The organism is uncultured Veillonella sp., from assembly GCF_934230905.1.
In the GTDB taxonomy this organism is placed as follows: domain Bacteria; phylum Bacillota; class Negativicutes; order Veillonellales; family Veillonellaceae; genus Veillonella.
On sequence record NZ_CAKQFJ010000023.1, the window covers coordinates 15,503 to 28,202 of the forward strand.

The window sequence follows — 12,700 nt, forward strand, 5'->3', positions numbered from 1 at the left end:
GTATGCCTCATAAGAGTGATGTTCAAGTGGCCTTGATCAGTGGGGGCACATCAGGTATTGGATTTGCCACAGCTAAGTTGTTATTGCAAGATGGTTGGTGTGTTGTCATTAATGGTCGCAATGAACAAGAGGGACAAAAGGCGAAGATGAAATTACGCCGTTATTCATCAAAGGTGCATTATGTTAAGGGAGATGTATCCATTGTTAGTGAGTGTCAGCATATTGTAAAAGAAACTGTTAATTATTTTGGTAGTATTTCAGCCTTAGTAACAGCGGCTGGGTATTATGAGGAAGAATTATTATCAGATGTATCTGAATCTGCCTTCGATGAAATGTTCGGTACAAATGTTAAAGGTACTGTATTTTTGTGCCAAGCTGCATTGCCATATTTACGTCAAGTGAAGGGGAGTATTGTTACTGTATCGAGTGATGCAGGTTTACAAGGAAATGTAGCGTGCTCTGTATATGGTGCCTCAAAAGGGGCCATCGTAAGTTTTACAAAATCATTGTCTTTAGAAATGGCGCCTCATGAGGTGCGCGTAAACTGTGTGTGCCCAGGTGATGTAGATACATCGCTAGTAGATAAGCAAATTGCTCAATCCCATCAAGATGCGGAACAAGCAAAAGAAGAAATGGGGCAACATTATCCATTGGGACGCATTGCTAAACCGCATGAGATTGGTGAAGTCATTGCCTTTTTAATTAGCTCAAAGGCGTCGTTTGTTACGGGAGCTGCTTGGACTATTGATGGTGGCCTTACTAGTTGGTAGTGGATAGAACATTATCTATTACTAATAAGCATAATACACCCGTTTATATAGGGTAAAATATATATTATTCATTTCAATTCTACATTGAGAATGGTATAATAATACTAATGAACGATACATACATTCACAAGTGGAATCCGGAGAAAAAGGAGAACGATTATGGCAGAATATAATGGCGTTAGAGTTGAGCCGCTTAGCGATGGTGGTCAAGATTTAAATTATCAAGTGGAACAGTTTATTTTCTGGGGCGCTGGTCGTGCTGCCGTATTGGCTTTATCCCCTAAATTTAGCAATGTTGCACTATGCACTAATGCAACATACATGGTGACTCGTATTGCCCACTTATATGATGTTGAATTACAAACAGGTGCTATTGTAGGTTTAGTAGGTGGCTTGAGCACTGCCGTGGCTACTGCTGCGATTTCTTTGTTAGTACCTTTGAAAGCAGTACGTGTACCTGTAGCGGTTGGTTTAACATATGCTATTGGTAAAGTGGCTCACATTTGGATTGAAGATGGTATGCCATCTGATATTGAACGTTATAAACCTATGATTGCAGAATTTTATGAAAATGGTAAAGCCATTGCTAGCGAAATTGTTCGTGATGCAGCAGCAAGTATTCCTTTTACTCAATGTCAACGCGATGTATGGGCAGGTATTGCTAATGAAACAGGTCTTGCAAAAGAACAATTAGAACAAGTGTATGCTGATAAAGTAGCTCCTGCCATTGATAAATGGAACACAGAAACAAAGTACCAGTTGCATGATAATGCAGCAGAAGCAGTAGCAAAGGTAACTGATGCAGCAAAAGAAAAAATTGATGTGGCAAAAGAAACATTGGATACTGCAAAAGAATTAGCTAAGGGTGGGGTAGAAATAGCAAAAGCAACAACTCAAGTGGCTGTTGAAAATGCAAAAACTACTGCAGCTCAAGCAGTTGGAAATGCAAAAGATACAGCGTTTCAAGCAGTTGAAACAGTTAAAGAAACAACAAAAACTACAATTAATGGTTTCCGTAAATAGTTAGAAGGATTAGTATGAATCCATTAAAGATTATTAAATATGGCAAGTATTTTAGCGAGTCACGCTTTTTAGCGTTTGCTACTCGATATGGTAAAAAACTTGCCTTTGTACAAAAAGCAGTGGTGTTATTCTTGTGTTTGCGAGATCAAGATACACCCACATATGTAAAGGCTATTTTAGCCGGCGCCTTAGGGTATCTTATCCTACCAATTGATATTATTCCTGATACGATTGCAGGCCTTGGCTGGGTAGATGATGTAGCTGTCCTTGGTGTTGCTTTTAAAATTGCCAATCGCTATATTAAAACATCCCACGAAGAACAAGCGAAAAAGTTATTCCCTTTTGGCAATTAACAAGTACATAAAAAGGCAGTTTAATCATTGTTATTGATTGGACTGCCTTTGTTTATTTGACACCCTTTGTTAATAGATATACAATTGAATTTGTATTGTAATAAGAAGGATGAATAAATGTATACAGCGACAATTAACGTCCGTTTCTATGAAACCGATATGATGGGGATTGCTCACCACAGTAATCATTTTCGGTGGTTTGAAATGGCGCGTATTGAATTTCTTCGTCATATCGGTGTGACCTTATGGGATATGATGAACGAAGATATAGTATTTCCAATCATGAATGTATCGTGTGAGTATAAGGAACCTGCTCGGTTTGATGATACGATTCATATAGAAACTTATTTAGTTAAAATGACCCGTGCTCAGATGGTATTTAAATACTGTATGCGACGTGCAAGTGATGGTGCTTTATTGGCGACGGGAGAGACTAAGAATGCTTTTATGTCTAAATCGTCTGGAAAAATCATACGATTAGAGGATCGCTTTTTTCAACCTATTGTAAGTGCTGTTGAGGAGATGCCTCATGACTAATATAGATACACAACGACTGCCTATCGGGGTTTTTGACTCAGGTGTGGGTGGTCTATCTGTTTTAAAAGTATTGCAGGAACAGTTTCCCAATGAAAATTTCATTTACATAGGGGATAATGCGAATAATCCTGTTGGCAACCGACCTGCTGAAGAAATTACAGAGATTGCGTGTCGTATTGCGGAAACATTGCATCAAGTGCCTGTAAAGCTAATGGTTATTGCGTGTAATACTTTTACCGTAGTGGCCCTTGATGAGGTCCGTAGCCGCGTGAATGTACCAGTTATTGGTGTGTCTCAAGGCGTTAAGACAGCTATTCGTGAAAGTAATAGTAATACTATTGGTATAATGGCAACGGTAGCTACTGTAAATAGTCATATTCATAAATATGTGGCTATGGATATTGATCATGAAGTCTTTGTTTGGGAACAACCTTGTCCGGAACTAGCAGGATTAATAGAACAAGGTCATTTATACGATGATGCTGTTCGTAATGCTGCTAAGGAATATTTAGCCCCTATGTTGGAGCGGGATATAGATGTAGTAGTATTGGGATGTACTCATTTTCCGTTCGTTAGTCCTGTCCTACAAGAGTTATCAGGTAGCCGTATTCGCTATATTGATCCTGCTTATGAGACCAGTGATCTTGTAAAGCGTACATTGGATAGCAATCATTTACGTAATCCCTCTACAGAGCGAGGGCATAGTACCTTGTATTTTACAAAGGATATTGTATTGGGGGCTGATTTGAGTGCCCAATTTTTAAATACGGATGATTTTTCAGTAGAGTTGATTACATTATAAAGGAGAATTCATATGTGGTTTTATGACATACTAAATGTGATAGTTGCCATCGCGGTTATCATAGCTGTTTTATATTTATTGTTCCGTTTATTTGTATTGAAACAAGGTAACGAACGTGTCATTTTGTTACCAAAGCGAAAAACAAGTTTTCAATTGGCGGATATGAATATGAGTTCCATGACATTATTCTGTGATGTACCATTCGTAAACAAAGGTCGCCAACTTGGTACAATCATGGATTTATTTCCTCGTACATTGCTTCCAGAAGAACATTTTGATGGTGTGAAAGTCGATGCTTGGGCAATGGATATCGATCGTCCACGTCACGATGGATATTTTGAATCCATTATTATTAAACCTCGCAAGGGTGGTACCGTACGAATTTATGTTACCTTAACTGGTAGAAATGGTAACATTCGTGAAGATATTAAGGGTTTCCCATATATGGATATCGACATTTACTACCAAATTGTAGGTCGTACAGATTATCATATTGATAAACAACGTATTCGTTTGACTGCCGAAGAAGTTCAAGCAGCATTAGTACACTAAGGAGGCATAACAATGGCAGAATTAGAATTAGTATGTGTTCCTACACGTATTCTTACAGATAATGATGACATCGTTGATGCTATCGTTGAATTTGGTGGTCATAATATTGGACCTGAAGACATTGTATGCGTAGCAGAATCTGTTGTAGCTATTACACAAGGTCGTTTTACACGCCCAGAAGAACTTAATGTGTGCTGGCAAGCGCGCATGATTAATCGTTTTATTCATCCAGATGGTTCTATGGCGTCTATCTATGGTATGCAATCTGCCATGAATTTAGATGGTAAATGGAAGGTATTAGGTGCGTTTTTCTTAGGTGCTATTGCTAAAATTTTCCGTAAACCGGGTGTGTTCTACGCGATTGCTCGTGCTGCATCGTTAACTGATGATGTAACAGGTACAATGCCTCCATTCGATAAACATATTGTATTTGGTCCAAAAGATCCAGATAAGGTGGCTGAAAAAATCGTTCAACGCACAGGTTGCTATGGCGCTGTTGTAGCGGATGTAAATGACTTGAAACGCTCTGCTATTCTCGGCACAAGCCGTGGTATTGATGCGAAGAAAATTGCTAAATTATTGATTGATAACCCATTTGGTAATGATAGCCAAATGACACCAATCGTTATCATTAAAAATTACGCTTCCGTTTCGGCAGCAAAATAATATATTCTCGATATTTCCGGTGCAGAACTGGTAAGTCTAGAGATTAGTAATGAGAGACTGCTCCGGCGGTCTCTTTTATGTTTATAGGAGGTCAGTATGTTATTAGGTATAGATGTAGGCGGTACCTTTACTGATGCTGTTATTATAGATGATGGCACTATAGTTTCGTCAGCTAAAAGGCGGACTACAAAGGACAATCTTATGAAGGGTATCACCGATGCATTAGGTGCGGTGATGACCGACATAGATCCAAAGGTAATTGAGCAAGTAACGTTGTCCACAACTGTTGTTACGAATACAATTGTAGAGCATAAAGAGCAACCGGTAGATCTTTATGTTATAGCGGGGCCAGGACGTAATGTAGACGATATATTTCCTGTAAGACCTGTGTATCTTAAAGGCTATACGGACCATCGAGGGATTGTGGTAGAATCGACGAAATTAGAGGATGTTAATCATATAGCAGAGATGGTGAAATCTAGGAGTGGTACTGATTTGGCGGCGGTATCTGCTAAATTTGGCGTCCGTAATCCTAAGGAAGAACTAGATATTGCACATGCTTTAGGTGATATGTATGATACGATTTCTACAGGCAGTGCGTTGAGTGGTAATCTTAATTTTCCACGTCGCACAATTAGTGCGTATTTTAATAGTGCTGTTGCTTCTGTATTCAAGGAATTTAAGAATGCCGTTTATCATGCATTAGAAACCTATCACATTTCGGCACCAGTATATATTTTGAAAGCTGATGGTGGTTCGCTACCGATTGATACTGTGGAATCGACTCCAGTAGAAACCGTATTTACAGGCCCTGCGGCAACAGTACTTGGATTGGAAGCCTTGCGTAGTGCTAAGGAAAGCCATACTATAGCTCTTGATATCGGTGGAACTACAACGGATATTTCTTTGTGGAAACAGGGAAAGCCACTCATGACTAAAGAGGGGGTATCCATTCGAAACTATCCGAGTGCTGTACGCTCTTTTGCGGTAACCTCTGTTGGTATTGGCGGTGAATCGGTGGTGCGTTATGCACATGGAAATCTTACAGTTGGTCCTGAACGACTCGGCCCATCTGTGGCACTTGGTGGCATTATACCTACACTAGGAGATGCCCTTATCGTACTTGGTAAGGCTCATTACGGTGATGAACAGAAGGCGTACGATGCCATCGCACGGATTGATACGACCGTTGATGCTCGAAATATGGCTCAGTGTATCGTAAATGAAGCAGTTCGTGTAGTACAACAAGGTATTGATACGGTAGTGGCAAAAGAAAATAAACGACCTATTTATGTAGTAGCTGATATAGTGCATCCAGACCCGTTTGTGCCCGCACAACTTGTCATTGTTGGTGGTACGGCATCAAGCTTAGGACCTATTATTGGTGATCAATTAGGCTTACCGGTTCATATACCAGTTGATGCAGCCGTGGCGAATGCTATTGGTGCTGGTGTGGCTAACCATACGATGGCGATTACGGTTCATGTAGATACAAAACGACGTACCATGGTAGTACCAGAATTAGGTATTCAGGATAGAAGTAGCAGTTTGCGTTCTGCTCAAGCGGTGGAAGAGGTGGCCTATCAATTATTGCGTGAGGCTGCTCAAGAACAAAAGATAGTCTCTCTAGATGAAAGGGCTAACATTGAAACCATTAGTGTAGAAGATTTTCCAGTAGTAGATGGATGGCAATCAATGGAACGCATTATAACTGTGAAAGTGCAATTACAAGCGGGGGTGAGCAGTTATGTGGAATCATAAGGACAGTTACCGTGTAAGACGTGGAATCGTGTCGGCTAGTACAATCGAACATCCTTCATTAGGTCTTGTATTTTTTCCTGCCTTTGATTGGAAAATTTCCGCTACCCATCCAGAACGGCAAGAGCGGTTACTCTATACGCGTGATCAAATTGTAGAAGAAGGTTTACTCGATGTGCCTAATATTAGAGAGTATAATCCAATTGTAGCTGATTGGGATGTCATAGAACGAGTTCATGTTGGGGCCCCTGATTTACAATCATGGGTGACCGATGCACATCGCGTGTCCGCAGGAGGAGCGATTGCTGCAGCTGATGCGGTGCTACGAGGAGAAGTGGATCGAGCCTTTGCTCTCGTTAGACCACCAGGACATCATGCGATGGCCATGGTTCATGGGATTCGGGGATTCTGTACCATTAATATCGAAGCCGTTATGATACAACACATACGACAAACTTATGGTGTGAAACGCGTTGCAATTGTTGATACCGACGTACATCATGGGGATGGTTCACAAGATGTGTTCTATCATGATCCAGATACATTGTATATAAGCTTTCACCAAGATGGTCGTACCTTATATCCGGGAACTGGTTTTATGGATGAATTTGGTGGACCTCAAGCTATAGGCGCCAATATTGATATTCCATTGCCACCTGGCACGGGTGATGAAGGTTTATTAAAGGTAATGCGCGAACTCGTGTTACCGATACTGCATGAATTTAAACCGGATATTGTTATTAATTCAGCTGGACAGGATAATCACTTCTCTGATCCGTTAGCTAATATGAATGTTACAGCTAAGGGCTATGCAGAATTAGTTGATTTGTTACAGGCGGATATTGCAGTCCTTGAAGGTGGTTATTCGGTACAGGAAGCGTTGCCGTATGTGAATACAGGTATTATTCTATCGATGGCTGGTTTGGATTACAGTCGCGTTATTGAACCCAATTATACAGAGCAACATCAAACAGCTGATGTAACAAGATATATAGACAATCTCATCTTGAAATGGGAGAAACAATGGGCACAGCGTGATGAAATTGCTCGTGATGAGTTACTGGGTCATACGGATAGATGGGTTCGAGACTATTCTGTATATTATGATGAGTCCGGAGTTCAAGAACAACGTCGTGAAACAGTACGTCTTTATGATAATAAGGTTGGTTGGCATAGTATTGAATCTTATGGTAATTATGGGCCGTATGCTAAACAAAGCGTATATGCTATGTTTATTCCGTGGCAAGCTGATGATGCTACGAGAAAAGATGCTTTTATAGAAGCACGACAAGCACAACAACGAGGTGGATTACAACGCTATGTTGTAGTGGATCCATTGGGTGATGGACAAACGGAATTATAAGGTAATTAGTTGATGGTCTATTTTAAATTAGTACGGCCTATATATCGAATATACTCGACATTTCGTGTTATAATAAAATCAATTATGAAACGCCCCTTTATAAAAGGGGCGTTCCTACTGTATTAATTTAGCTTATATATCGTGCTAAACGATAAAAATACATACTGTGATGATAAGGGAGGCATTATGATGCGTAGCGATAATAGAACAGCCGGTCAGTTAAGGCCTATTAAAATAACTAGACATTTTACAGAATATGCGGAGGGCTCAGTACTTATTGAGTGTGGTAAAACTAAGGTTATTTGTACTGCTACCATAGAAGAAAATGTACCGCGTTGGTTAAAAGGGTCTGGTCAAGGTTGGGTTACGGCAGAATATTCTCTGTTGCCACGTTCTACTAAAACACGTGTGAGTCGTGAAGCCGCACGGGGAAAACAAACAGGTCGTACTGTTGAAATTCAACGATTAATTGGTCGCGCATTGCGTGCTGTTGTAGACCTTAAAGCATTAGGTGAACGTTCTATCACCGTAGACTGTGATGTTATCCAAGCCGATGGTGGTACGCGTACAGCATCCATTACAGGTGCATTTGTGGCTCTTGTAGATGCTATCGATTATACATTTGGTGGCTTTGGTAAATTCCCAATTACCGATTTTTGTGCGGCTATTTCCGTAGGCATTGGTTCAGATGGTCCTATTACAGACCTTTGTTATGAGGAAGATAGTGCTGCTGTAGTTGATATGAATGTGGTCCGCACTGGTGCGGGTAATCTTATAGAGGTACAAGGCACAGGTGAACATGGTACGTTTAGTCGTAGTGAACTTAATCAGTTGTTAGACTTGGCAGAATCTGCTACCGATGAATTAATGGCCGTGCAACGAGATGTATTAGGTGCTGTGGCGGATAAAATTGGTAAGGTGTATCCAGTGGCTCCTACTGTCGACTCTGAAGGAGTAAACTAATATGGAACGCATTGTATTAGCAACAGGGAACAAGGGGAAAATACGTGAATTTGAACGTGCTTTTTCTCATATGAACATTACCTGTGTGCCTGTGAAAGAAATCGTAGATGTTCCGGAACCGGAGGAAACAGGGGCAACATTTATGGAAAATGCGCTCCTTAAAGCAAACTATTATAGTGGAAAAACGGGATTGCCTTGTTTAGCTGACGATTCTGGCCTTACTGTTGATGCTCTTGAGGGAGCCCCAGGTGTATACTCTGCACGTTATGCAGGAATACATGGTGATGATGCGGCTAATAATGAAAAATTAATTCGTGAATTACAAGGTAAAACAAATCGTACAGCTCACTATGTATGTGCTCTAGCGTTAGTTCAGCCAGATGGATCTCATGTAACAGCTGAAGCCTCTTGTGATGGTGAAATTCAAGATACACCTGTAGGTACAAATGGGTTTGGCTACGATCCATACTTCTTTGTACCTCAATTTGGTAAAACGATGGCAGAACTTGATATGGATACAAAAGAGTCTATCAGTCATCGAGGTAAGGCGTTGCAACAATTGGTTGCAAAGGTGGATAAATGAAACGGATAGGTATTATTAGTGATACACATGGTTATTTAGATACCATTGATCTCGTGCTGGAAGCAACGGTGGACCAAGACATCGACATGTGGTTGCATGCTGGAGATTATGGTGACGATGCACGATATATGCAGACGCGCACAGATGTGCCTGTATATGCTGTGCGTGGAAATAATGATCGTGTGCAACCGTTAGAACCTAAGGAACAATTGATTCCCTTAGAGGATACGTATATTTACATGACACATGGTCATGAGGTATCATATGATAAACGAACACAAGAACTAGTACAGATCGGTAATGCTATGGGGGCTCGACTTATTGTAGCGGGACATAGTCATTTTCACGAATCTAAGCTGTTAGGGGATACTCTTTTTGTCAATCCTGGTAGTATTGCGCTACCTCGGGATAAGTCGGGTGGTACCTTTGCTATCGTGACCTATGAGGATGGTATTTTTGATATAGAGTTTATCTATAAACGAGATATTATATAATATATTAGTGAAAGACGCGTATTGGTTTGCTTTCACAAAAAAAATAGTAAGTCTATGCATGGAAAGGGTTATGGCATATCATGGATACACCAGTTAAAGCAAAGCCTAAAATGAAGTTATATGGTTTTAATAATCTCACGAAGACGTTGAGTTTTAATATTTATGATATTTGTTATACTCGTACAGAGGAAGAGAAGAAGCAGTATATTCAATATATTGATGAAGTATACAACGCTGATCGTTTAACATCTATTTTAACGGAAGTTAGCCATATCATTGGCGCTAATATTTTGAACGTTGCAAAACAAGATTATGATCCACAAGGTGCGTCGGTTACCATTTTGATTTCTGAAGAAGAAATTGAAAAAGAAGATGTAGTTATGCATCTAGATAAATCTCACTTAACCGTTCATACCTATCCTGAAAGCCATCCACACAAAGGTGTTAGTACATTCCGTGCGGATATTGAGGTATCTACATGTGGCCAGATTTCTCCACTTAAAGCACTTAATTATTTGATTAATAGCTTTGATTCAGATATCTTGACCTTAGATTATCACGTACGTGGCTTTACACGTGATGTGTCTGGTAAGAAAATTTATATTGATCATCGTATTAACTCCATTCAAAATTACATTAATGCGAAAACACGGAATTTATATAATATGATTGACGTTAATGTATATCAAGAAAATATTTTCCATACTAAGATGATGCTGAAAGAATTCGATTTGGATAATTACTTGTTTGGCATTACCGAAGCTGAGTTAAGTGAACGAGAAATCAAACAAATTAAGCACCAATTGAAACAAGAAATGACAGAAATTTTCTATGGACGTAACTTGCCATCAGTGAAAGCGTAATTAATTCTAAAATTTTCGAAAAACTATATCGAAAAATCTTGTAATATTACTTTTAATTCTGTATAATAACTGTGTAAGGGGTATTAATAATTAATACCAAATAGTGTGTGCGTTGTTATCCACAAAGGAGAAATAGTATGGACGTACGTGAATTAGCAGTACAAAAAAAACGTGAATTAAAAGGTTTCCTTACAGTAGGAACTAAATATGAATTAAAAGATGCTCATGACTTGTCAGTTGCTTACACACCAGGTGTAGCTGAACCATGCTTGCGTATTAAAGATAATGAAGCAGAATCTTTCGAATTAACATGCCGTTCCAACATGGTTGCCGTTGTGTCCGACGGTACTCGTGTACTCGGTCTTGGTGATATTGGTGCTGCTGCTGCATTGCCTGTAATGGAAGGTAAATCCTTATTGTTCAAAAAATTTGGCGATGTAGATTGCATTCCATTGGTAGTAGATACTAAAGATGCTGACACATTGATTAACACTGTAAAATTATTGCAAAAAAACTTTGCTGGCATCAACTTGGAAGATATTTCTTCCCCTAAATGTTACGAAATTGAAAATCGTTTGAAAGAAGAATTGGAAATTCCTGTATTCCATGATGATCAACATGGTACAGCTATTGCATGTTTAGCTGGCATTAAAGGTGCTCTTCGTTTAGTTAAAAAAGATTTAGCTACAGCGAAAATCGTTGTAAATGGTGCTGGTGCCGCTGGTGCCAATATTGCACGTTTGCTATATCTTGCAGGCGCTCGTGATATTACAGTATTGGTATCCTCTGGCGTATTGCACAAAGACTACAAACGCCTTGATTCCTTGCAAGCAGAATTAATCGACTTGCTCGGCCTTGAAGAAAAACATGGTAACTTGGCCGAAAATGCTAAAGGTGCTGATATCCTTCTTGGCGTATCCGCAGCAGGCGCTTTCACAAAAGAAATTTTGGAAAGCTTAGCTGATGATGCTATCGTATTCGCAATGGCGAACCCTAATCCAGAAGCAACATACACTGATATGAAAGCTGCTGGTATTCGTGTGGCTGGTACAGGACGTTCTGATGCTCCTAACCAAATTAATAACGTAGCCGTATTCCCTGGTATATTCCGTGGTGCTATTGATGTTCGTGCATCCAAAATCACTGATGAAATGAAATTGGCCGCTGCTGAAGCATTAGCACATTTAATTCCTGATAGCGAATTGAATGAAGAAAACGTAATGCCATCTGTATTTGACCCTCGCGTGGCACCAGCAGTTGCAAAAGCCGTTGCTGAAGTTGCTGTAAAGCAAGGCATTGCAAGTAATCCTGAAGCGGTTGAAAACGGTAGCTACGAAGGCTAATTTGATCTATATAAGAATATAACTATGTACATGCATCCTACGGGATGCATGTTTTTTAAAGTTTTAATGAAGTTATAAAAAATTACTTGTCAGAAAAATTGTATAATGATATAATAATTTTCGTTGCAGAGCGGTACTCTTAACTGAGTAAAACTCAGCAAAAGTAGTGGTTGACATCAACTACCGGGTTTGCTATAATGGCAAAGTAATAAATGACGGGGCATAGCGCAGTTTGGTAGCGCACCTGGCTTGGGACCAGGGGGTCGCAGGTTCGAATCCTGCTGCTCCGACCATTTTTATTTGCGGGTGTAGCTCAATGGTAGAGCCCCAGCCTTCCAAGCTGGTCGCGAGGGTTCGATTCCCTTCACCCGCTCCATTTTTTTTTTGCCTTTTTTAGGGTGAACGAAAAATAACGTCATTAGTTGACGATACATGCTACATAATTTATACTATAATAGATAATTACATATAAAGGTAATCCACATGGTTCAGTAGCTCAGTTGGATAGAGCAACGGCCTTCTAAGCCGTGGGTCGGGGGTTCGAATCCCTCCTGGATCACCAAAGAAATGTAATAACCATAAGGGTTTTGTCTCTTATGGTTATTTTTTTATTGCCCTAAAATAAATGCA

14 protein-coding genes and 3 tRNA genes are annotated in these 12,700 nt (G+C 39.9%); all 17 read left to right on the forward strand.

The window, feature by feature from the left end; genetic code table 11:
- The first annotated feature begins 2 nt into the window (after positions 1-2).
- The 17 genes from Q0E20_RS07150 (at position 3) to Q0E20_RS07230 (ending at position 12,632) form a co-directional block, all read left to right on the forward strand.
- Positions 3-770, forward strand: coding sequence for an SDR family NAD(P)-dependent oxidoreductase (locus Q0E20_RS07150; RefSeq protein ID WP_295998338.1), 768 nt, complete (start codon positions 3-5; stop codon positions 768-770).
- Between the two features lie 159 nt (positions 771-929).
- Positions 930-1,793, forward strand: coding sequence for a hypothetical protein (locus tag Q0E20_RS07155; RefSeq protein WP_295998341.1), 864 nt, complete (start codon positions 930-932; stop codon positions 1,791-1,793).
- A gap of 14 nt (positions 1,794-1,807) precedes the next feature.
- Entirely contained in the window at positions 1,808-2,146 is a 339-nt protein-coding gene (locus Q0E20_RS07160) for a YkvA family protein (RefSeq protein ID WP_295998343.1), read from the forward strand.
- 117 nt (positions 2,147-2,263) lie between these two features.
- Positions 2,264-2,683, forward strand: a complete 420-nt coding sequence (locus tag Q0E20_RS07165) for a thioesterase family protein (RefSeq protein WP_295998346.1) — start codon at positions 2,264-2,266, stop codon at positions 2,681-2,683.
- On the forward strand, positions 2,676-3,485 hold the full coding sequence (gene murI / locus Q0E20_RS07170) for a glutamate racemase (protein WP_295998349.1): 810 nt from the start codon (positions 2,676-2,678) through the stop codon (positions 3,483-3,485). The genes Q0E20_RS07165 and murI overlap by 8 nt, the downstream gene beginning before the upstream one ends.
- A 12-nt stretch (positions 3,486-3,497) precedes the next feature.
- The gene (locus Q0E20_RS07175; RefSeq protein WP_295998353.1) at positions 3,498-4,037 is read left to right on the forward strand and encodes a hypothetical protein; all 540 of its coding nucleotides are present in this window, start codon (positions 3,498-3,500) and stop codon (positions 4,035-4,037) included.
- A 12-nt stretch (positions 4,038-4,049) separates the two neighbouring features.
- Positions 4,050-4,703, forward strand: a complete 654-nt coding sequence (locus Q0E20_RS07180) for a coenzyme F420-0:L-glutamate ligase (RefSeq protein WP_295998356.1) — start codon at positions 4,050-4,052, stop codon at positions 4,701-4,703.
- 96 nt (positions 4,704-4,799) lie between these two features.
- Positions 4,800-6,464, forward strand: a complete 1,665-nt coding sequence (locus tag Q0E20_RS07185) for a hydantoinase/oxoprolinase family protein (protein ID WP_295998360.1) — start codon at positions 4,800-4,802, stop codon at positions 6,462-6,464.
- Positions 6,451-7,824: a histone deacetylase gene (locus Q0E20_RS07190; RefSeq protein WP_295998364.1), complete on the forward strand. Its 1,374-nt coding sequence runs from the start codon at positions 6,451-6,453 to the stop codon at positions 7,822-7,824. The genes Q0E20_RS07185 and Q0E20_RS07190 overlap by 14 nt, the downstream gene beginning before the upstream one ends.
- A gap of 189 nt (positions 7,825-8,013) precedes the next feature.
- Positions 8,014-8,787, forward strand: coding sequence for a ribonuclease PH (gene rph / locus Q0E20_RS07195; protein ID WP_366509643.1), 774 nt, complete (start codon positions 8,014-8,016; stop codon positions 8,785-8,787).
- A gap of 1 nt (position 8,788) precedes the next feature.
- Entirely contained in the window at positions 8,789-9,370 is a 582-nt protein-coding gene (locus tag Q0E20_RS07200) for an XTP/dITP diphosphatase (RefSeq protein ID WP_295998372.1), read from the forward strand.
- Positions 9,367-9,864, forward strand: a complete 498-nt coding sequence (locus tag Q0E20_RS07205) for a metallophosphoesterase (protein ID WP_295998374.1) — start codon at positions 9,367-9,369, stop codon at positions 9,862-9,864. Before Q0E20_RS07200 ends, Q0E20_RS07205 begins: the two co-directional genes overlap by 4 nt.
- A gap of 80 nt (positions 9,865-9,944) precedes the next feature.
- Positions 9,945-10,727 carry an adenosylmethionine decarboxylase gene (speD, locus tag Q0E20_RS07210; protein ID WP_295998377.1) on the forward strand — a complete coding sequence of 261 codons (783 nt, stop codon included), beginning with the start codon at positions 9,945-9,947 and terminating at the stop codon, positions 10,725-10,727.
- Positions 10,728-10,864: 137 nt separating this feature from the next.
- On the forward strand, positions 10,865-12,070 hold the full coding sequence (locus Q0E20_RS07215) for an NADP-dependent malic enzyme (RefSeq protein ID WP_295998380.1): 1,206 nt from the start codon (positions 10,865-10,867) through the stop codon (positions 12,068-12,070).
- A 216-nt stretch (positions 12,071-12,286) separates the two neighbouring features.
- Positions 12,287-12,363: transfer RNA gene (locus tag Q0E20_RS07220), tRNA-Pro, on the forward strand.
- 9 nt (positions 12,364-12,372) lie between these two features.
- Positions 12,373-12,446: transfer RNA gene (locus Q0E20_RS07225), tRNA-Gly, on the forward strand.
- 109 nt (positions 12,447-12,555) lie between these two features.
- Positions 12,556-12,632 (forward strand) — tRNA-Arg (locus Q0E20_RS07230).
- Positions 12,633-12,700 lie beyond the last annotated feature (68 nt).